Origin of the sequence: Agrobacterium sp. CCNWLW32, assembly GCF_037083425.1 — a bacterium.
GTDB lineage: Bacteria > Pseudomonadota > Alphaproteobacteria > Rhizobiales > Rhizobiaceae > Agrobacterium > Agrobacterium radiobacter.
In genome coordinates this window covers 450,198-469,974 of record NZ_JBAOJM010000004.1, presented here as the reverse complement: position 1 = coordinate 469,974, position 19,777 = coordinate 450,198, and the positions used below count along the sequence as shown (strand labels likewise).

Genomic DNA, 19,777 nt, shown 5'->3' with positions numbered 1-19,777 from the left:
ATCCCAACAACCTTATGGCAATATTACACCCAGCCTTGCAACTCCCGTCTTACAACCGTTTCGAGAACATTCATGCCCTCGACGCTGTCGTTGAGACACGGAATATGGGTAAATTTCTCACCGCCATTATGCAGGAATATCTCCCCGGCTTCACCGGCAATTTCTTCCAGTGTTTCAAGACAATCCGAAACGAAGCCGGGATTCATGACGGCGATGCGCTTCACGCCCTCGGAAGCCAGTTTTTCCACGGTCTTGTCGGTATAGGGCTGCAGCCATTCTTCCGGCCCGAAACGCGACTGGAAGGTGATCATGAAGTTCTTTTCGGTCCGCCCCAGCGCTTCCCGCAGCAGGCGGGCGGTTTTCTGGCAATGACAATAATAGGGGTCGCCCTTTTTGAAATAGGATTGCGGAATGCCGTGGAAGGAGGTGATCAACATCTCTGGCTCCCAGTCCAGCGTGGCCAGATGATTTCTGACGGAGGCCGCGAGCGCCTCGATATAGGCGGGATCGTCATGATAGGGCGGCACGGTGCGGATGGCGGGCTGCCAGCGCAGCTTCATCAGATGCTCGAAAGCCTTGTCGTTCACGGTCGCAGTGGTCGATGCGGCATATTGCGGATAAAGCGGGAAAAGCAGGATTTTTTCGCAGCCCTGTTCCTTCAGGGCGTCGATCTTCGAGGCGATTGAGGGCTGGCCGTAGCGCATGCCCCAGTCGACCACGACGTTGGGCAGATCCTTCAACGCTGTCGCCATCAACTCGCCCTGGCTGCGTGTATAGGTGCGCAGGTAGCTTTCATTGCGCTCGTGGTTCCAGATTTCCTCATAGGCCTTGCCGACCTTCTGCGGGCGCTTGTTGAGGACGATGCCATAAAGGATCGGATACCAGTAGAGGCGCGACCACTCGATCACGCGCTTGTCGCTCAGAAACTCCGCCAGATAACGGCGCATCGGCCAATAGTCAGTGCCGTCAGGCGTGCCGAGATTGACGAGCAGGACGCCCACCTTGCCAAAAATTACACGGGGATGGTTTGTGGGGAGTGGGGATAGTTCTGTCGCCATGAATGATACCCTGAAACTCGGACTGGTTGTATAAGGAGCGGCCCGCCGCAGATAAAGGCCGGAAACGCTCCATCTTCTGTTTATCTGCCCGAACGCAAACCGATGAGGTTTGGCCGGAATGCCCGAGCTATACGCTCTGGCCGTCATTTTGTTCATCGTGTTCTAGACGAAATTCTTCAGGATTGAACCATCGGCGGCGGCAATTTCCGGGGTGAGGGGAGGCGCAGGCTCGCCCTTGGCAAAATTTCATCCGTAGCGCTTTGTTTTTAAATAGAAAATAAGAAGCCGGCCCCGATGTCCCGGGGCCGGCTCTGTGTCTGCGGCAAATTGCCCTGTTCGTTCCCGCCCGGCTTATTGGGCCGGCAGTTCCAGCTCCTCGCCGATTTCAATGTGGTTCGGCTGCTTCAGCGTGTTTGCCTTGGCAATTCTGTGCCAGAGAGCGCCGTCGCCATATTTCTCCGCTGCGATCTTCCAGAGCGAATCGCCCTTTTCGACGACGTATTTGCTGACGGCGGCAGCGGCCGCAGCAGGTGCCGGGGATGCCGGCGCAGTTGTAGCGGGTGCAGCGGGTGCGGTGGCCGCGGGTGCCGCAGGTGCTGGAGCAGCAGCCGGGGCAGGCGCGGTTGCGGCTGGTGTCGGTGCCGCAGGCTTTGCCGGAGCGACATAACCGGCAGGCGTCACTTCGCTGATGCGGCCGTCGGTATAGGGCTTATAGGGGCTGTTGGCGGTGATATAAGCCGCAACTGCCTCTTCAAGGTTAGGGCCGAAGTCATAGGCATTGATCGCCTTGGTCGCGAAAACCTTGAAGCCATCACCGCCGGTGCGCACGTAATTATTGGCCGCGACGATATAGGTCTTGGCGGGGTCGAGAGGCACGAAGGCGTCGCCTTCCTTGACGTCGACCGAAACGATGCGGCTACCGGCCGGCTTGGAACGGTCGAAGGAATATTTCATGCCGGAAACCTGCATGAAGCGGCCCGCGCCGTCGTCAATCTGGCTGACGCCGTTTTCGAGGGCGGCGCGAATATCCTCGCCCTTGAGCTGGAAGGTTGCAACGGTGTTCTGGAACGGCAGAACCGTCAGCACTTCACCCATGGAGACATCGCCGCCATCGATGGAGGAACGCAGGCCGCCGCTGTTTGCAAAAGCGATGGTAACACCCTGATCCTTGACGCGGGCCAGTGTCGCATCGGCCACCAGATTGCCCATGGAGCATTCCTTCACGCGGCAAACCTTGCGGTCGCCTTCGATCGGGCCTTCCGAAGTGCCGACGACCTTGGATTTCAGCGCTTCGATCGGCGCCTTCAGCTCATCAATGCGCTTCAGCGTGGCTTCATCGGGCTTGAAGGAGGAATCGATAAGGATCGGGTCGCCCTTGCTTTCCTTCACGACGCCGCTGTCGTCGAAGACCACTTTGAGGTCGCCGAGATATTTGCTGTACTGGCCGGCCTGCACCACCGGAACCTTGTAGCCGCCGGGATTGTCGACGAGGGTCGGATAAGGGCCTTCGGCCTTCTGGTCGGTGTTGGACAGCAGTGTATGGGTATGGCCGCCAACCACGACGTCGACATCAGGAATTTTGGCGATGAATTCGAGATCGCGCGGATATCCGACATGCGTCAGCGCGATGATCTTGTTGACGCCGTCCTGCTTCAGCTTCTGCACCTGTTCGCTGATTTTTGCGACATCTTCGGCGATGGTGATATTGGGACCGGGCGTTGCCAGTTCCGCCGTATCGTTGGCAACGGCGCCGACGATGCCGATTTTCTGTCCGCCGACTTCGAGCACGATGGACGGCTTGACGCGGTCGCCGATTTTCGAGGCGGCGGTGGCCACCACATTGGCGGTTACGACCGGGAACTGCACCTTGTCGAGGAAGCCGGCAAGGCCGTCTTCGCTATCGTCGAATTCATGATTGCCGACGGTCATGGCGTCGAACTTCATGGCGTTCAGCACTTCCGCTTCCACCGTGCCTTTATAGGTGGTGTAGAACAGCGATCCCTGGAAATTGTCGCCGGCATTCAGCAGCAGGACATTTTTCCCTTCCGCCTTCAGCGCATCACGGGTCTGGTTGATTGCGGTCAGCAGGCGCGCGGCGCCGCCGAAGCATTCGTTCTTGCCTTCTTCTTCCGCCGAGCAGGTCGAGTCGAATTTGTTGATCGATTCGATACGGGAGTGAAAATCGTTGATGTGAAGAATGTTGAGCTCGTAATCGGCCAGAGCCGCTCCAGCTGAAAGCGTTATTGCCGAAACGCTCAGCATGCCCAGTCCCAAAATTTTCTTCATGGTCCCTCTCTCCTGTTCAAAGCGGAAGTCCAGGTCGGCTGATCATTCCCCGACCGAGCTCATTCTTTAATCCGAAAACATCTCAGTCTTTCGAAAACCGGATGTTTCCATTTAGCGGCAGCCGCCGCAAGCGAAATTATGACAGGTGCTCAATAAAGAAAAACGCACGCCGAAGGCGTGCGTTTCAGAAGGTCATCCTATTGAAAAGGCGATATTATCAGCCCTGGCGCGTCAGCGAGAACTGGCTGTTCGTGTCGGTCGTGCAGTTCAATTGTGACGGGGAGACCAGGGCGCAGTTGACGCGTGACTGCGTGTTGCGCACCAACGACGTCATGTTGATTTCATAAAGCGTCGGCGAAATCGTCACGTAGGTGCCGGAGGCCAGAAGCGTGTTGGTGTCTGTCGAACGCGTGGAGAAAGCGCCGTTCTGGAACGTGGATACGATGCCGTTGCGGTCGATCCAGCGGCCGTCGACTGCCGGGCCGCGGGAAAGCGAAGGCGCCATCGAGGTCTGCTGGGAGGGGCCCGGCGCGACGCATGAAGACACCGCGATGGCGGCTGAAAGCAAAGCAGCGCTTGTCTTGAAGTTCATGAGCCTGTTCTCCTGCGATTCGATGAAACCTTCTGTGCTTCGACCATGCCGTGAAGCGTTCTTTATTTCAAGGCAACGTTGTTCGCTCTCCCCGGTTCCTGACGTCGTTCAGGAAAGCCCCGGCGTGGCAAATATGAGACTCTGCCGCGTCAGCGCACAAGGATGTTGCGGAACTGCCAGGGATCGGACGTGTCGATATTGTCGGGGAACAGTCCCGGGCGACCGTCGAGCGGCGTCCAGTCGGTATAATGTCCCTCGACGGGTCCGAGATAGGGGCGTTGCACCTCGAGGCAGCGGCGGTAATCCACCTCGTCCGCCTCGACGATGCCGGCCTGCGGATTTTCAATCGCCCAGACCATGCCGGCCAATACCGCGGAACTGACCTGCAATCCGGTGGCATTCTGGCTGGGGGCAAGCGAACGCGCCTCCTGCAGGGTGAGACGCGAACCATACCAATAAGCGTTCTTGTCATGACCATAAAGCAGGACACCAAGCTCGTCGGCGCCGTCGACAAGCTCGTCTTCACCGAGCACATGCTGGATCGGCTGAGGGTTGCCGCCATTGCCGAACAGCTCATGCAGGGACAAAATGGCGTCGTTGCAGGGGTGGTAGGCGTAATGGCAGGTGGGCCGATAGGTCACATCGCCATCATCGTTGCGGACGGTGAAATAGTCCGAAATCGAAATCGCCTCATTGTGGGTGACGAGAAATCCATATTGCGGTCCGAGCCCCGGGCACCAGGTGCGCACCCGCGTATTGGCACCGGGCTGATCGAGATAGATCGCCGACTTGCTTCCCTTTTTCTGCTTTTTCGCGTTTTTCGGCATCCAGTTTTCATGCGTTCCCCAGCCGAGTTCGGCGGGTTGGAAACCTTCGGCGATAAAACCTTCCACGGACCATGTGTTCCAGAAAGCCCCGAAGGGCTTCGGCTCTTTCGCCCGCTGGGTATCGCGCTCGGCCACATGCACGCCCTTGACGCCAAGCTGCTTCATCAGCTTCGCCCAGCCTTCCCGGTCATGTGATTGCGGCTCCTCGATGTCGAGACCGGTATCCTTGGCGAGATTGACGAGCGCCTGCTTCACGAACCAGGACACCATGCCGGGATTGGCGCCGCAGGTGGAAACCGCGGTCGTGCCGCCGGGCCTGCGCGCTCTTTCCTTCAGCATGGTTTCGCGCAGCGAATAATTGGTTCTGGCCGCATTGTCGGCATCGGCATCGAAATAAAAACCGGGCCACGGTTCCACCACGGTGTCGATGTAAAGCATGCCGTGCTTGCGACAGATCCGCATCAGGTCGACGGAGGCGGCATCAACCGAAAGATTGACGCAGAAGCCCTGGCCCTGCACGCCTTTGAGAAGCGGCTTGAGAACTTCCTTATAGTTCTCCTTGGTCAGATGTTTCTGGACGTGGCGGATGTTTCTCTCGGCCAGAAAGGCGGTGATATCCTCGCGCGGGTCGATGACGACGAGCCGGGTCCTGTCGAAATTGAAATGACGTTCGATCAACGGAAGAGTGCCGCGCCCGATGGAGCCGAAGCCGATCATGATGATGGGGCCGTCAATATCGCCGTAAATCGGGTGGTTTGCGTCCGTCATTCGTCAATTTTCCTTTTTCAGCCAATAAGTAAGCTAGATCATAAAAGCGTGCCACAATAAAGGGCAGGTGGATGACGGACATATGACGATAATGACGGCGAGACGGGCGAACGCATTGTTTCCACCATTTCTGCCTCTTCGCATTTTAGAGAGTGCGTTTATAATTAAATTCTTCTTTTCGTTTTGTGCGTCCAGAGGCGTGGGGGCTTTGGCCGGATGACGACAGGGGAGTTTTTCGCCATCGCAGGGGAGTTGCCTGTTGAATGATCTTTTAGAGCGTGTCGCAGCTCTTCAGAGTGCCACCCCCGTCCTTATTGCCCTTTACGATTCCGAGGACCGGTTGCGCCATGCCAATCCGTCGTTTCGGGAAAGCTTTCAGCTTGCCGCCGGTGATTTGCCAACCTGGGCGGATATCATGCGGCTGAACCATCGGCTGCGCACCGGTGTCGTCATCCGCAACAATGATTTCGAGGGATGGCTGCTCTCGGCGCAGTCCCGGCGCGGCAAGCTGCCCTATCGCGCCTTTGAGATGGACCTGTATGACGGCCGCTGGTTCTGGATGACCGAGACGGTGCAGCAGGATGGTTGGATGCTGTGCGTCGCAAGCGACGTCACTGAACTGCGCCAGGGTTATAGAACCCTGCGGCAGGACAGGGATCTGGCGGTACGCGCCTCGCAGACGGATGAATTGACGGGAACAGCAAACCGCCGTTTCGTCTTCGCCAAGCTCGCTCTGCAGGTGGAGCAGGTCACCAAGGGGCTTGAGGCGTCCTTTTGCCTTTGCACGCTCGACATCGATTTTTTCAAGCAGATCAACGATCGTTTCGGTCACAAATGTGGTGATGCGGTATTGCGCGATTTTGTCGCCATCGCCCACTCCGTCATCCGGCGAGTGGATTGTTTCGGCAGGATAGGCGGTGAAGAATTCATGCTGATTTTGCCGCGCAGTTCGGTTGCCGAAGGCCAGGAGATTGTTGAGCGGCTGCTGCAGAAAGTGCGCCTTTCCAGACCTCTTTCCGAATTCCCGGATTTTTCCTATAGCTGCTCGGCGGGCATGACCGCCTATCAGGTGGCGGAAAGCGCCGACGATGTTTTCCTGCGTGCCGATCAGGCCCTTTATGCGGCCAAGGAGAGAGGACGGGACCGGCTTCTGGCGGTGACGGTTTAAACAAGCTCTGCCGCAATCAGCCCATGCAGCGAATTACCGACGAACAGCTTCCGGCCGGCGATGTCTTCCGGTTTCAGCGCCTGTCCGCGCGCCCTGCGTTCGCGGATCAGATCGGCGCGCAGCACACCCGGCAGGATGCCGCTGTCGAGCGGCGGCGTCAGCAATTGCCCATCCGGCATTTCGACGAAAATGCTGGTCGATGAGCCTTCGCACAATTCGCCACGCTCGTTGAGCAGCAGCACCTCGTCTGCCTCCCCGGCTGAAAATTCGGCTCGGGCGGCATCATAGGGCTCCCGGCGGGAGGACTTGTGGCGATAGAAGGTGTCGGAGGAATCGAGCTTGGTCTGCCGGGCGATGCGAACCCGCCAGACCGCATCCTGCTGCAAGGGCTGGAAATCGGCCGTTTCGATATCGAGTTCGCCCTTGTAGTTCATCACCAGCCTGACGCAGAGCGGATTTTCGCCGCCCACCTTCTTTTCCAGCACCTGCACTGCGTTGACCGGCGCGCGAAAACCGAGCGCGTCGGCGGAGCGCAACAATCGGCGCATATGCTGGTCGATGCGCTGAAAGCCGGTCTGCGGCTCCCAGCGCAGGGTTTCCCTCAAGGTCAGATCGGCGGGTTTGCGTTTCATTGCCTTTGCTCGTCGCCTGAATTGTCAACCGGTGTCTTCTGCCGGCAATATCAACCGGCAAAGCTTGTCCGAAATAGGATAGCCCTGTCGGCGGAAGAGATTAAGCCTGTTTGTTATCCAGCGCTTCCAACTCGTCGATCAGTCCTTCGATCATCGAAAGTCCCTTGTCCCAGAAGGAGGGATCGGTCGCATCGAGGCCGAAGGGTTTGAGAAGCTCCGAATGGTGCTTGGTGCCGCCCGCCTTCAGAAGCTCGAAATATTTCTCCTGAAAGCCGGTCTCGGCCTTCTGGTAGACCGCATAAAGCGAGTTCACCAGGCAATCGCCGAAGGCATAGGCATATACGTAGAAGGGCGAATGGATGAAATGGGGGATATAGGTCCACCAGGTCTCATAGCCCTCGGAAATCCGGATCGCCGGACCCAGGCTCTCGGCCTGAACGGAAAGCCACAATTCGCCGATCTGTTCGGAGGTCAGTTCTCCCTGTTTGCGGGCGGTGTGCAGCTTTCGCTCGAATTCGTAGAAAGCGATCTGGCGCACGACCGTATTGATCATATCCTCGACCTTGCGGGCGAGCATGGCCTTGCGTTCCCTGATATCCTTGGTGTCATCAAGCAGCTTGCGGAAGGTCAACATTTCCCCGAAAACGGAGGCTGTCTCGGCCAGCGTCAACGGCGTGGCGCACATCAGGGCGCCCTGTTCGCCAGCCAGAACCTGATGAACGCCATGACCAAGCTCATGAGCAAGTGTCATCACGTCGCGCGGTTTGCCGAGATAGTTGACGAGCACATAAGGATGAGCCGAGGGTACGGTTGGATGCGCGAATGCGCCCGGCGCCTTGCCGGGACGGGCCGGCGCGTCGATCCACTCTTCATCGAAGAAACGGCGGGCAATATCGGCCATCTCGGGGGCAAAATTGCCATACGCGGAAAGCACGGTATCCTTGGCCTCATCCCAGGGGATGATCGTGTTCGACGTATCGGGAAGCGGCGCATTGCGGTCCCAATAATTCATCTGCTCCATGCCGAGCCATTTCGCCTTCATGGCGTAATATCGGTGCGAAAGGCGCGGATAGGCCTTTTTGACCGCTGCCGCCAAGGCATCGACTACGTCGCGCTCGACGCGGTTCGCCAGATGGCGGCTATCGGCAATATCCTCGAACTTGCGCCAGCGGTCGGAAATATCCTTGTCTTTGGCAAGCGTGTTGGTGATGAGGGTGAAGACCCGCAGATTGTCCTTGAAAGTGGTGCTCAGCGCTTCCGCCGCTTTCTTTCGGGTTTCCGGCTCCGGCTCCTGCAGCATGTTTAGCGTCACTTCCAGCGGAAGGCTCGCACCGTCTATATCGAAACGCAGATCGGCCATCGTCTCATCGAACAGGCGGTTGAAGGCCGCCGCGCTGGTCATCGATTTTTCGAGGAACAGCTGCTCCAGCTGGTCGTCGAGCTGGTGCGGCTTGTCCTTGCGCAAATCCACCAGCCAGGGACGGTAATGGCCTGCCGCGGCATCATTGGCCATGCAGGCGTCCATCGTGGCGTCGTCGATGCGATTGAGTTCAAGCGTGAAAAACAGGAGATGCGCGGAAATATCCGTCAGCTTTGCCTGGGCGTCGCCGTAAAGCTTGCCGTTTGCCGGGTTCGACGTATCGGAAAAATAAGTGAGCCCGGCAAAGGAGCCGATGCGGCCGATGAGATCGTCCAGCGCTTCATATTCCTTCAGCGCGGCCCCGATGCCCTTTTCGCCCGTGGCCTTCGCGGCGGCTTCGAGCTTTCCCTTCCACTTCTCCTCGAAAGCCGCCGCCATCGATGCCGCCTTCTCGAGATCACCCTTATATTCCGGTGAATCCCCCGACGGATAGAGATCCGAGAGCTTCCAGCCGGGCAGATCGCCAAGCGCCGGGCCGGAGGTTTCGGCAAGGGAGAATACGGGTTGCGGGGTAGCGCGGTTGAGGGTCATCCAACGTGTCCTTCTGATTATGCGTGCGAAGCATATGGGGACCTTGTTTCCCGCGGCAATGGATAAAATGCAAGCAATTCTCAAAACTGGATGTTCAAGTCTCCCATGCCAGAGTGCGGAATAAGGGACCGCATGAAGCAGGTCCATAAACCGGAAACCGGAGCTAAAAATGACCGCGCATGTTCTCGTGATAGACGATGATCCCGTCCAGCGCCGCCTGCTCAAAAATGCGGTGGAACGTTATGGGCATCTCGCCTTGCTTGCCGAAAACGGCAAGGCGGGGCTGGAACTGCTCAAGCAATATAGTGGCGAGATCAATGTCGTCGTCCTTGATCTGATGATGCCGGAAATGGACGGGCTTACCTTTCTCAAAGCCGTCGGCGAACTCGGCACAGACGTTCCCGTCATTGTACAGACGGGGCAGGGCGGCATCGATACCGTCGTGCAGGCCATGCGCGCCGGCGCCTTCGATTTCGTTGTGAAGCCGGTCTCGCCGGAAAGGATCGGCGCCGCCATCTCCAATGCGCTCAAGCTCGACAGGAGAGAGGCAAAAGCCCGCACGGGAAGGCGCGGACGGAGCAATGCAGTGAATTTTACCGATATCGTTTCCGCAAGCCCCGCAATGCTGAGGGTCATTGAGCTCGCGCAGCGTGCCGCCCAGTCGAGCATCCCCGTGGTGCTGGAAGGTGAATCCGGCGTGGGCAAGGAAATGGTCGCCCGGGCCATCCAGTCGGCCGGCGACAGGGCGAACAAGCCCTTCATAACAGTCAATTGCGGCGCCATTCCCCATAATCTGGTGGAAAGCATTCTCTTCGGCCATGAGAAGGGAGCCTTCACGGGTGCTACGGAAAAACATGTAGGCAAGTTCATGGAGGCGGATGGCGGCACGCTGTTCCTCGATGAAATTGGCGACCTGCCGCTCGACGTGCAGGTAAAGCTGCTCCGCGCGGTCCAGCAGGGCGAAATCGAAACCGTCGGCTCCGCACGGGTGCAGAAGGTGAATGTCCGGCTGATCTCCGCCACCAACAAGAACCTCATCGAGGAGGTGAAGGAAGGCCGCTTCCGCGAGGACCTTTATTATCGCCTCAACGTCTTTCCGATCACTATTCCGGCGCTGCGTCGCCGCAAGGAAGACATTCCCCATCTGGCGCGGGTTTTCGCCGAGCGCTTTTCGGCGGAGCAGAAACTGCCCAATCCCGTCGGCCTCAATGCCAGCGCGCTGGCGTTGCTGACGGCCTATGACTGGCCGGGCAATATCCGCCAGCTTGAAAACGCCGTTTTCCGCGCCGTGGTGTTGTCGCAGGGCGAGGAACTGTCAGATTCCGATTTTCCGCAGATCGCGCTGCAGCTGCCGGAATTTTCGACCGGCGATGATGCGGATGATCTCATCCGTGCGCCTTCAGGAGCGTCGCTGAAGCTAGCGGCCTATTCACCGCCCTCCGCGGCGGCTGCCGAAAGCCATGCCGTCATCGAGGAGCCGTCGGATATTTCCACCACCATCTATCGGGGCGGAAACCTGATCTCCAGCATGGATGAGTCGGGCAATATCCGCAAACTGGCAGAAATCGAGGAAGAACTCATCCGTTTCGCTTTGCGCTTCTATCGCGGGCAGATGAGCCAGGTCGCCAGAAAGCTCGGCATCGGCCGCTCGACGCTTTATCGCAAGCTGAAGGATTATGGCATTGATCCCGACGATCCCCTTCGAGATGCAGCCTGAAGGCAGAGACCGCGTATTCGAAGGCAGATCGCAAATTCGTTAACTTCTGAGCAAGGATATCCGCTTACCGTCTATAAACCTCTTGTTAGTGGCTGATTCACTATGTAGAGGAAGGTTGTATGTGTGTGGCAATTTTGCCATCGTGTCACCGTATTTGACGTTCATTTGAGGCAATGTGACAGAAATTGTCTTCCAGGCGGGGATCGAATTGCCATATCTGCATCGGAATAACGCGCTTTCGAACAGGATCGCGCGCGGCTTGATCAAGGATATATGCACGAAGCTGTCGGCGCGCGCTGTCACCTTTGCCTGCCTGATGCTCGCCGCAATGCCCTTCGTAGGTGTTTCGGCGACGGAAGCCGCCGCCGAGACGCGCAGCCTCAAACTGTATTATATCCATACACGCGAGAAGGCGGTCATCACCTTCAAGCGCAATGGAAAATATGACCAGAAGGGCCTGCAGGAGCTGAATCGATTCCTGCGCGACTGGCGTCGCAACCAGCCGACACGCATGGACCCGCGCCTTTTCGATCTCGTCTGGGAAGTTTATCGCCGCAGTGGCGCGACCGATTACATCAACGTCGTTTCGGCCTTCCGCTCGCCGGAGACCAACGGTCTCCTGCGGACGCGCACCAAGGGCGTCGCCGAAAAAAGCCAGCATATGCTCGGCAAGGCAATGGACTTTTATATCCCCGGCGTGAAGCTTTCCCGCCTTCGTGAAATCGGCATGCAGATGCAGATCGGCGGCGTCGGCTTCTATCCGACCTCGGGATCTCCCTTCGTGCACATGGATGTCGGTGGCGTTCGCGCCTGGCCGCGCATGAGCCGCCAGGAACTCGTCCGCATCTTCCCGAACGGCAATACGCTGCACCTTCCGTCCGACGGCAAGCCGCTTCCCGGTTATGAGCAGGCGCTCGCCGATTACAAGAAGCGCGTCAACTCCTCCTCCGTTCAGGTTGCTTCCAGCGCCGGTGCCGGCCCTGCCTCTTCCGGCGGCGGCAAGCGCAAGACCCTGTTGCAGGCCCTCTTTGGCGGTGGCGACGAGGATGAAGATCCCGATAGCATCGCAGCGCCGGAGCCCGCAGAACGCCCGGCTGTCGCTCGCCCGGCGGCTCCGCAGCAGGCAGCTCCCGAGCCTGAACCCACCATTGCAGTTGCTTCGGCACAGGCACTTCCCGGCGTGAATGATGCGCCGCTGCCGACGGCTCGTCCCGCATTCGGCAACCAGCCGCCTGCCAATACCGGCCTTGCGACGGCCCTTTATTCTCCGGCCCGCAATGCTGCGCAGGATGCTCTGCAGGCAGCGACCACGCCGACGCCGACGTCAGCTCCGGCCGAGCGCCAGCAATTTGCCGATCTCGCTGAGGTTTCCGTGCCCGTGCCCACACTTCTCGGCCCGCGTGGCATGAAGGGTGATGCGGAAGGGTCTATCCTGACGGCTTCCGCCGACGGTGCGACACCGGCTGCGACCGGCGAGCTTGCTTCCGTTCCGGTTCCCGCCAACCGTCCGGCCGTGGCAGAAGCCCTGCTCGCGGCTGCAAATGCCGATCCGGAAGGTGAAGACGATCTCGCCGAGGCGCAGCAGGATACGCTTTCGCCGACGGTGGTTGCCGCTCTTGAACAGAGCGGTCAGGCTGCCCGGTCGCAGGTCCAGTCGGCTGCCATGCCGACAGCCGCGCCATTCCCGGCTGCCGTCAACCACAAGGTTACCGTCGCACCCGCCGAAACGGCCAAGGCCGAACCGCAGGCTGGCTTCGGTGATGCTTTTGACCTGAAGCCCGCCATCAATGGCGGCCTCAGCGCCGGCATGCCGACCAAGGGTTCGCGTCCAAGCAGGCAGGATGCCGCCGTTTCCCAGCAGGCCATGGTGGGTGGTGGACGCCTGACGCAGGACCTTATTTCGGACTGGGCGCTCAACCAGAACAAGGGCGCGACCGGACGCTCGGTAAAGGCACCGCGTGTTGTCGCCAACCGTATGCTCAGCAACGACATGTCGGCTTCCGCCACTTCGGCGAGCTTCAAGCCGGGTGCCGTGGCCATCGAATCCAGCCGCTTCAGCACGCCGGTGAAGATGCACTGAGCCAGTTCTATCAGATGGCCGAAAGGCCAATAAAAAACCCGCCGGCGACGGCGGGTTTTTTCATGCTGTATATTGCGCGGCGTCAGACGCCGCTCTGGCCGTCCGAGCCGATATAGGCAATGCGCACCATATTGGTCGCGCCGGGGGTGCCGAGCGGCACACCTGCGGAGATGATGATGCGATCGCCCGGCTTGCCGAAGCCTTCGGAAACCACGATGCGACAAGCGCGGTTCACCATGTCGTCGAGATCGCTGGCATCACCGGTGACGACGCAGTGCAGGCCCCAGACGACCGACAGGCGGCGTGCGGTCTGGATGATCGGCGACAGCGCAATGATCGGAACCTGCGGCCGTTCGCGCGCGGCGCGCAGGCCGGTCGTGCCCGAGGACGTATAGGTGACGATCGCCGCAAGCTTCAGCGTTTCGGCGATCTGGCGGGCGGCAAGCGAAATGGCGTCGGCACCTGTCGGTTCCGGCTGGGCGCGCTGCGCATAGATGATATTGGAATAATAGGGGTCTTGCTCCACCGTGCTGGCGATGGAGGCCATGGTGGAAACCGCTTCGACCGGGTAGTCGCCGGAGGCGGATTCAGCCGACAGCATGATGGCATCAGCGCCTTCGAAGACGGCGGTCGCGACGTCGGAGACTTCGGCGCGTGTCGGTACAGGCGCGGTGATCATCGATTCCAGCATCTGTGTGGCGACCACGACCGGCTTGCCGGCGCGGCGGCAGGCGCGGGTCAACTGCTTCTGGATGCCGGGAACGGCTTCCAGCGGCATTTCGACACCCAGATCGCCACGGGCAACCATCAATGCATCGGAAAGCTCGATGATTTCTTCGATACGCTCGACAGCCTGGGGCTTTTCGATCTTGGACATCAGGCCGACGCGGCCACGTGCGATCTTACGCACTTCGGCCAGGTCTTCCGGACGCTGGACGAAGGAAAGCGCCACCCAGTCGACTTCACCGGTTTCGAGGACTGCATCAAGGTCGACGCGGTCCTTGTCGGTCAGAACGCCAACGCCGAGCAGCGTATCCGGCAGGCTGATGCCCTTGCGGTCGGAAATGCGGGTGCCGGAAATGACTGTCGTGACGATGCTCTTGCCGTCGCTCTTTTCAGCGCGCAGATGCAGCTTGCCATCATCGATCAGCAGGCGGTGGCCGGGCTTGACCGCTTCAAGAATTTCAGGGTGCGGCAGGAAAACACGGGTGTTGTCGCCGGGGGTGTCGTTGTTATCAAGCGTGAAGGTCTGGCCCGGAACCAGATCGACCTTCGTCTCGGCGAATTTTCCGACGCGCAGCTTGGGACCCTGCAGGTCGGCCAGAATGCCGATGGGACGACCGGTACGGCTCTCGACGGAGCGGATGCGCTGAATGAGCGTCCGCATCACGTCGTGGCTCGCATGGCTCATGTTGATCCGGAAAAGATCAGCGCCAGCAAGATGCAGCTTCTCGATCATGGCCTCTTCGGAAGAGGCCGGGCCGAGAGTTGCAAGAATTTTGACTTTGCGGTTACGCTTCATCAGTTTTGATTTCCCTGTGTGCCTGGCGTATCGGAAAGCTGGACCATCCAGCTGCCCTGTCTGCCCGTGTCATATTCCTTGAAACCCATTCTCTGGAAGCTGCGGGCAAAACAATCGTCCACGCCGTTGATCTTGAACTCGTTCTCCGCCACGCACATGTTGACGTCACCGGTCCAGCGGCCGCCATGAGCGGCATCTTCGGCATAGAGATAATAATAACGTGACTGCAGCTCGCCCTCGATCAGCGTCGCGCAGGTCGAAGAGGGGACCTGCCACCAGCCTTCGCTGACCCAGCCCTCCTGTGCCCGGTAGCCGATTGCGACCCCCACGAGGTTCTGCGTGCTGTTGCACACGCGAAAATCCGCATGCGCGGGTGCCGCGATCATGAACGGGGTCAAAAACAATGCCGCTGCGGAAAAAAGACGGGCGATATGCCTGAAGTGGCGAGGAAGAGCGAGAGATGACTGAGTCACGGCTTCCATCCGGATTCCATGGTTATAATGAACACACTTCTTGGCGTGGCCGCCCAAGAAAGTCAACGCGAGTTTAATCGATTATATTGTTCGTGGGATCATGAGTGCGATAAGGTAGATGGCTGTTCTTTCGCCGTAACTTGCGCCCGGCCTCAAGCCATGCCATCAAGCTTCTCTCCTCAATCCTGCCCCAGAAAATCATCGATGAACGACTTCATACCCTATGAAATCATAGAAGGCGAATATGACAAAGGCATGGTTCTTCTGGCGGACCATGCCATGAACCTCCTGCCGGCACACTACGGCAAACTTGGCCTTCCGCAAACCGCTTTTCATCGCCACATCGCATTTGATATCGGTATAGAGGGGCTAACGCGCTCGCTTGCCGCGCGCCTGGGCGTACCGGCGGTGCTCGGGCGGTTTTCGCGGCTCCTGATCGATCCGAATCGCGGCGAGGATGATCCCACGCTCATCATGAAGATCTCGGACGGGGCGATCATCCCCGGTAACCATCCGATTTCGGACGAGGAATGGCAAAGGCGAATCGAGATTTTTCACCGGCCCTATCACAATGCCGTGGACCGTGTGCTGACCGGCGTGGCCGAGGCCTCGGAAGAAGCGCCGCTCGTCCTGTCGCTGCATTCCTACACGCCGTTCTGGAAGGAAACGCCGCGGCCATGGCATGCGGCGGTTCTGTGGGATACCGATCATCGTGCGGTCGATCCGCTTCTGGCGCATCTGCGTGCCACCGGCGATATCCTTGTGGGTGACAACGAACCCTATGACGGGGCGCTGAAGGGCGACACCATGTATCGTCATTGCATGATGAAGGGCCTGCCGCATGCGCTTCTCGAGGTTCGGCAGGACCTGATCGCGGATGAGAAGGGGATCGCCGAATGGTCGGATCGGCTCGCTCCCATTTTCGCCGCAATGAATGACGATCCCGTCTTGCATGAATATCAGCTTTTCGCCTCCCGTACCGGCCCCTATTGAGCCTGGAGTTTCGCCATGACGAAAGAGAACGACAACAGGCAGATCGAGTTTGAAGCGGCGGCCTTCCGCCGCCTCGTGAAGCACCTTCGCGAACGTCACGACGTGCAGAATATCGACCTGATGAATCTCGCGGGCTTTTGCCGCAACTGCCTTTCCAACTGGTATCGGGAAGCGGCCGAAGAGGCTGGCGTTCCGCTCAGCAAGGATGAATCCCGCGAAATCGTCTACGGCATGCCATATGAGGATTGGAAAGAGAAATATCAGGCGGAGGCGAGTGATACCCAGAAAGCCGCCTTTGAACAGAACCGGTCGAGGGAATAACCTCTGATCGACGGAAACGACTTGACGGGACGCCTTTCAGTGGGCAGTTCACAGGCCTGAATTTTGCTGCCCACTGGCAGCGGCCGGCGAAGGCTTCGCCCGGAATGATGAACAAGGCTCGCATGCGGGCCGCCAATAAAGGATGATATGATGGACGATACCAGCACCACCGAAACCGTCGCCGCCGCAGAACTGCGTCAGTTCATCGAGCGCGTTGAGCGCCTCGAAGAGGAAAAGGCCGCCATTCAGGGCGATATCAAGGATGTCATGGGCGAGGCCAAGGGTCGTGGTTACGACACCAAGGCGATCCGCACCATCATCCGTCTGCGCAAGAAGGATGCCAATGAGCGCATCGAAGAAGAAACGATTCTCCAGACCTATATGGCCGCGCTCGGTATGGAATGATCGGTTGAGAACGTCTCAATGAAAAATCGCCGCTTCTGCGGCGATTTTTGTTTGGGCCTCTGCCCAATTCAGCCGCGCGTGCCGGCGAGCTTTTCCGAAAGGTCGGCAGCTTCCTTGCGGGCGTCCTTGTCCGCAGGATAAAGCGCCAGATAACGCTCCCAGGCCTTCAGCGCCAACTCGTCGCGGCCCGAGGCTTCGAGGATGTTGGCAAGGCTTGCGAGTGCCGGGAAATAGCGCGGCTCCCTTTCCAGCGTCAGATTGATATCCGCCATCGCCTTGCGGGTATCACCATCGGCGAAATGGACCATGGCGCGGCGATACGGCGCCTGCACATAGTCAGGATCGAGCAAAACAATCTGGTCGAGAAAATCGTAAGCGGCGGCGTTGCGCTTTTCGTCGGCGGCTTCGCCCGCCCATTGCATCAGGAGATTGATTGTCGCGCTGCCGGAATCATTCCATTCGGAGGCGATCTGGTTGGCAATGCTACGTGCCTTGACCGCATTCCGTTCTTTTTTCAGCGATGCAAAAAGAGTGTCGATGGTTTTGGCGGGTGAAGGCGCGGATTCCGCAACAGCAGGTGCCTGCCCGTCCGCCGCATGGGCAATCGCAGCCATTCCCGGAAACGGGAGGCTTGAAAACAGGAAGCCCTGAGCGAGAATGATAGCCGTGCAAAAACGATTTGGGCGCATGGGTTAAAGCTTAACCCGGCTGCGCCCAATATCAAATGCAAACTTCTGCACTGTCAACAAAGTGATCCGCGAAACCATCGCGAACCGCAGTCAATCAGCCCTGACGAGCCTTGAAGCGCGGGTTCTGCTTGTTGATGATGTAGACGCGGCCCTTGCGGCGAACCAGGCGGTTATCGCGATGACGGGCCTTAAGCGCTTTAAGCGAATTCTTGATCTTCATTTTACTGGTCCGCAGTTTTGCACGGATTTTGCCGTGCTATTCAAACAATCAAAAGCGCGCAACGGGGCGCGCTCTTTTCGGTTGGCAGGCAGATACCCGTTTGAGCCCTGCCTGTCAACACTTGGCCGTGCCTTTGCCTTAAAAGACTAGGCTTTTCCTGTGTGCAGAAGCTCGGTCACATGGCCCATCTTGCGGCCCGGCCGTGCTTCCGTCTTGCCGTAGAGATGCACGAGACAGTCTTTTTTCGACAGCCATGCCGGCACATCGTCGATGTCGTCGCCGATCAGGTTGGTCATGACGCAATCGGAGTGGCGCTCCGTGCTGCCGGGGGCGAGGCCCGACACGGCCCGGATATGCTGTTCAAACTGCGAGATTACGCAGGCCGCTTCCGTCCAGTGGCCGGTATTGTGAACGCGTGGCGCCATTTCATTGGCGACCAGCGAACCATCCGGCAGGACGAAGAATTCGATGCCGATGACGCCGACATATTCGAGCGCGGCCAGAAGCTTCTCTGCTGACTCCACGGCAACCGCCTTCGCGGCACCGGAGAGCGCTGCCGGAACAGTGGACGTGTGCAGAATGCCGTTCAGATGGACATTCTCGGCGGGATCATAACAGGTGACGGTCCCGTCCTGGAAACGGGCGGCGATGATCGAAATCTCTCGCTCGAAGGCGACAAAACTCTCAAGGATGAGCGGCACGCCGCCGAGCGCTGCAAAGGCACCCGCGAGGTCTTCGCCGCCCCGGAAGAGACGCTGGCCCTTGCCGTCATAACCCATGCGACGAGTCTTCAGCACGCCCTTGCCGCCAAAGGCGACCAACGCGGCTTCCAGCTCTTCCTGGCTGTCCACGGCGCGAAAATCGGCGGTCGGGATGCCGCAACCATTGAGGAAGCGTTTTTCCGTCAACCGGTCCTGCGAGGCGCTGAGCGCCTGCGGCGGCGGATAGACGGGAACGGAGAGGCTAAGCTTTTCGGCGGCCGCGACAGGCACGTTTTCAAATTCGTAGGTCACGACATCGCAGCGGTTTGCGAGTTCCGCAAGCGCTTTTTCGTCATCATATTCCGCGACGATCTGGTCGTTGCAGACCTGCGCAGCCGGGCAATCGGCCTGCGGTTCCAGCACGATGGTTCGGTGGTTGAGACGGGCAGCGGCCATCGCCAGCATGCGCCCGAGCTGCCCGCCGCCGATGATGCCGATGGTCAGGTTGGTCGTCTTTGCCATCACTTCGGTCGTCACTGGGCGCTGTCCATGGGATATTCGGCGACGGCTGCCGACTGGCGCGCACGCCAGGCATCCAGCCGGTCAGCGAGGTCCTCGTCGCTCAGCGCCAGAACCGCAGCGGCGAGAAGGGCCGCATTGATCGCGCCGGCCTTGCCGATGGCAAGCGTGCCGACGGGGATGCCGGCGGGCATCTGCACGATGGAATAGAGGCTGTCCTGACCGGACATGGTCTTTGACTGAACCGGAACGCCGAACACCGGAAGCGGCGTCATTGAGGCCGTCATGCCGGGCAGATGGGCAGCGCCGCCGGCGCCCGCGATAATGACCTTGAAGCCTTCGTCCTTCGCGCCATTGGCGAAGTCATAAAGCCGGTCCGGGGTGCGGTGGGCGGAAATGATGCGGGCTTCGTATTCGATGTCGAGCGCATCCAGCGTATCGGCGGCGTTCTTCATGGTCTCCCAGTCGGACTGGCTGCCCATGATGATGGCGACGGGGGGCGTTTCTGCTGTCACGTAATCTCTCCGGCTCAGGCGATGATATCGGGAATGACCTGGTCTTCGAGCTGGGTCATCTTGTCCTTGACGGCCAGCTTCTTCTTTTTCATGCGCTGTATTCTCAGCGCATCGCAGCTGGTCTGGATCATCGCGTTGATCGCCGCGTCATAATCCTCATGCTCCTGGCGCAGCCGCGCCAGCGTGAGCCTGATGTCCGCCTGGTCCTGATCGGGCATCTCGTCATCCCCATTTTATGCTAGCCGGATCGGCTCCGGCGCGTCTGTGATCGTTCACGAGCCTCTATCATCAAATCGCGGTAACGGGAAGTTATCCCTTGCGACCAAATTGCCCACTTATT

19 protein-coding genes are annotated in these 19,777 nt (G+C 59.1%); 6 read left to right on the top strand and 13 right to left on the bottom strand.

The annotated features are described in order from the left end of the window. Positions 1–23: 23 nt before the first annotated feature. The 4 genes from hemH to V6R85_RS12600 form a co-directional block, all read right to left on the bottom strand. Positions 24–1,058 carry a ferrochelatase gene (gene hemH / locus V6R85_RS12615; RefSeq protein WP_336377065.1) on the bottom strand — a complete coding sequence of 345 codons (1,035 nt, stop codon included), beginning with the start codon at positions 1,056–1,058 and terminating at the stop codon, positions 24–26. A gap of 351 nt (positions 1,059–1,409) precedes the next feature. After that, a complete protein-coding gene (locus V6R85_RS12610; protein WP_112278434.1) occupies positions 1,410–3,344 on the bottom strand; it encodes a 5'-nucleotidase C-terminal domain-containing protein in 1,935 nt (644 codons plus the stop codon). Positions 3,345–3,561: 217 nt separating this feature from the next. Further along, complete coding sequence (gene omp10 / locus V6R85_RS12605) at positions 3,562–3,936, bottom strand: outer membrane lipoprotein Omp10 (RefSeq protein ID WP_003506132.1); 375 nt, start codon at positions 3,934–3,936, stop codon at positions 3,562–3,564. Between the two features lie 149 nt (positions 3,937–4,085). Then, complete coding sequence (locus V6R85_RS12600; protein WP_111797603.1) at positions 4,086–5,531, bottom strand: saccharopine dehydrogenase C-terminal domain-containing protein; 1,446 nt, start codon at positions 5,529–5,531, stop codon at positions 4,086–4,088. Positions 5,532–5,790: 259 nt separating this feature from the next. Here V6R85_RS12600 and V6R85_RS12595 point away from each other — a divergent pair, with 259 nt between their 5' ends. After that, positions 5,791–6,699 (top strand): sensor domain-containing diguanylate cyclase, encoded by a 909-nt coding sequence (locus tag V6R85_RS12595; RefSeq protein WP_107676612.1) that lies wholly within the window; start codon positions 5,791–5,793, stop codon positions 6,697–6,699. Here the strand turns inward: V6R85_RS12595 and V6R85_RS12590 are convergent. Beyond that, a complete protein-coding gene (locus V6R85_RS12590) occupies positions 6,696–7,331 on the bottom strand; it encodes an aminotransferase class IV family protein (RefSeq protein ID WP_020809348.1) in 636 nt (211 codons plus the stop codon). The genes V6R85_RS12595 and V6R85_RS12590 overlap by 4 nt on opposite strands. A gap of 100 nt (positions 7,332–7,431) precedes the next feature. After that, complete coding sequence (locus V6R85_RS12585) at positions 7,432–9,282, bottom strand: M3 family oligoendopeptidase (RefSeq protein WP_175280955.1); 1,851 nt, start codon at positions 9,280–9,282, stop codon at positions 7,432–7,434. Positions 9,283–9,451: 169 nt separating this feature from the next. On the opposite strand from V6R85_RS12585, the gene V6R85_RS12580 reads away from it, so the two are divergent. Beyond that, positions 9,452–10,999, top strand: coding sequence for a sigma-54-dependent transcriptional regulator (locus V6R85_RS12580; RefSeq protein WP_060726963.1), 1,548 nt, complete (start codon positions 9,452–9,454; stop codon positions 10,997–10,999). 175 nt (positions 11,000–11,174) lie between these two features. Continuing rightward, a complete protein-coding gene (locus tag V6R85_RS12575) occupies positions 11,175–13,079 on the top strand; it encodes a DUF882 domain-containing protein (RefSeq protein WP_336377064.1) in 1,905 nt (634 codons plus the stop codon). Between the two features lie 82 nt (positions 13,080–13,161). On the opposite strand, the gene pyk is transcribed toward V6R85_RS12575, so the two are convergent. Beyond that, a complete protein-coding gene (gene pyk, locus V6R85_RS12570; RefSeq protein ID WP_003506145.1) occupies positions 13,162–14,601 on the bottom strand; it encodes a pyruvate kinase in 1,440 nt (479 codons plus the stop codon). Next, positions 14,601–14,987 carry a DUF1036 domain-containing protein gene (locus V6R85_RS12565; protein ID WP_020012242.1) on the bottom strand — a complete coding sequence of 129 codons (387 nt, stop codon included), beginning with the start codon at positions 14,985–14,987 and terminating at the stop codon, positions 14,601–14,603. The genes pyk and V6R85_RS12565 overlap by 1 nt, the downstream gene beginning before the upstream one ends. A 291-nt stretch (positions 14,988–15,278) precedes the next feature. Between V6R85_RS12565 and V6R85_RS12560 the strand changes: the two genes are divergently transcribed. The 3 genes from V6R85_RS12560 to V6R85_RS12550 all read left to right on the top strand — a co-directional run bounded on the left by V6R85_RS12560 (position 15,279) and on the right by V6R85_RS12550 (position 16,793). Next, positions 15,279–16,067 (top strand): N-formylglutamate amidohydrolase, encoded by a 789-nt coding sequence (locus V6R85_RS12560; protein ID WP_111792242.1) that lies wholly within the window; start codon positions 15,279–15,281, stop codon positions 16,065–16,067. A 15-nt stretch (positions 16,068–16,082) separates the two neighbouring features. Beyond that, on the top strand, positions 16,083–16,388 hold the full coding sequence (locus V6R85_RS12555) for a DUF1244 domain-containing protein (RefSeq protein WP_111792243.1): 306 nt from the start codon (positions 16,083–16,085) through the stop codon (positions 16,386–16,388). Positions 16,389–16,535: 147 nt separating this feature from the next. After that, positions 16,536–16,793 (top strand): DUF2312 domain-containing protein, encoded by a 258-nt coding sequence (locus tag V6R85_RS12550; protein WP_020812069.1) that lies wholly within the window; start codon positions 16,536–16,538, stop codon positions 16,791–16,793. A gap of 68 nt (positions 16,794–16,861) precedes the next feature. Here the strand turns inward: V6R85_RS12550 and V6R85_RS12545 are convergent, their stop codons facing one another. The 5 genes from V6R85_RS12545 to V6R85_RS12525 form a co-directional block, all read right to left on the bottom strand. Then, positions 16,862–17,482, bottom strand: a complete 621-nt coding sequence (locus tag V6R85_RS12545) for a tetratricopeptide repeat protein (protein ID WP_060723140.1) — start codon at positions 17,480–17,482, stop codon at positions 16,862–16,864. A gap of 94 nt (positions 17,483–17,576) precedes the next feature. Further along, on the bottom strand, positions 17,577–17,702 hold the full coding sequence (gene ykgO, locus V6R85_RS12540) for a type B 50S ribosomal protein L36 (protein WP_003497670.1): 126 nt from the start codon (positions 17,700–17,702) through the stop codon (positions 17,577–17,579). Between the two features lie 146 nt (positions 17,703–17,848). Then, positions 17,849–18,925 (bottom strand): 5-(carboxyamino)imidazole ribonucleotide synthase, encoded by a 1,077-nt coding sequence (locus V6R85_RS12535; protein WP_175280973.1) that lies wholly within the window; start codon positions 18,923–18,925, stop codon positions 17,849–17,851. Positions 18,926–18,936: 11 nt separating this feature from the next. Then, a complete protein-coding gene (purE, locus tag V6R85_RS12530) occupies positions 18,937–19,404 on the bottom strand; it encodes a 5-(carboxyamino)imidazole ribonucleotide mutase (protein ID WP_035212960.1) in 468 nt (155 codons plus the stop codon). Between the two features lie 47 nt (positions 19,405–19,451). After that, positions 19,452–19,655 (bottom strand): YdcH family protein, encoded by a 204-nt coding sequence (locus V6R85_RS12525; RefSeq protein ID WP_003497661.1) that lies wholly within the window; start codon positions 19,653–19,655, stop codon positions 19,452–19,454. Positions 19,656–19,777 lie beyond the last annotated feature (122 nt).

Coding starts and splice junctions, on each gene's coding strand:
- hemH (WP_336377065.1), bottom strand. CDS start 1,058: ATGGCGACAGAACTATCCCCACTCCCCACAAACCATCCCCGTGTAATT.
- V6R85_RS12610 (WP_112278434.1), bottom strand. CDS start 3,344: ATGAAGAAAATTTTGGGACTGGGCATGCTGAGCGTTTCGGCAATAACG.
- omp10 (WP_003506132.1), bottom strand. CDS start 3,936: ATGAACTTCAAGACAAGCGCTGCTTTGCTTTCAGCCGCCATCGCGGTG.
- V6R85_RS12600 (WP_111797603.1), bottom strand. CDS start 5,531: ATGACGGACGCAAACCACCCGATTTACGGCGATATTGACGGCCCCATC.
- V6R85_RS12590 (WP_020809348.1), bottom strand. CDS start 7,331: ATGAAACGCAAACCCGCCGATCTGACCTTGAGGGAAACCCTGCGCTGG.
- V6R85_RS12585 (WP_175280955.1), bottom strand. CDS start 9,282: ATGACCCTCAACCGCGCTACCCCGCAACCCGTATTCTCCCTTGCCGAA.
- V6R85_RS12580 (WP_060726963.1), top strand. CDS start 9,452: ATGACCGCGCATGTTCTCGTGATAGACGATGATCCCGTCCAGCGCCGC.
- pyk (WP_003506145.1), bottom strand. CDS start 14,601: ATGAAGCGTAACCGCAAAGTCAAAATTCTTGCAACTCTCGGCCCGGCC.
- V6R85_RS12565 (WP_020012242.1), bottom strand. CDS start 14,987: ATGATCGCGGCACCCGCGCATGCGGATTTTCGCGTGTGCAACAGCACG.
- V6R85_RS12560 (WP_111792242.1), top strand. CDS start 15,279: ATGAACGACTTCATACCCTATGAAATCATAGAAGGCGAATATGACAAA.
- V6R85_RS12555 (WP_111792243.1), top strand. CDS start 16,083: ATGACGAAAGAGAACGACAACAGGCAGATCGAGTTTGAAGCGGCGGCC.
- V6R85_RS12550 (WP_020812069.1), top strand. CDS start 16,536: ATGATGGACGATACCAGCACCACCGAAACCGTCGCCGCCGCAGAACTG.
- V6R85_RS12545 (WP_060723140.1), bottom strand. CDS start 17,482: ATGCGCCCAAATCGTTTTTGCACGGCTATCATTCTCGCTCAGGGCTTC.
- ykgO (WP_003497670.1), bottom strand. CDS start 17,702: ATGAAGATCAAGAATTCGCTTAAAGCGCTTAAGGCCCGTCATCGCGAT.
- V6R85_RS12535 (WP_175280973.1), bottom strand. CDS start 18,925: ATGGCAAAGACGACCAACCTGACCATCGGCATCATCGGCGGCGGGCAG.
- purE (WP_035212960.1), bottom strand. CDS start 19,404: ATGGGCAGCCAGTCCGACTGGGAGACCATGAAGAACGCCGCCGATACG.
- V6R85_RS12525 (WP_003497661.1), bottom strand. CDS start 19,655: ATGCCCGATCAGGACCAGGCGGACATCAGGCTCACGCTGGCGCGGCTG.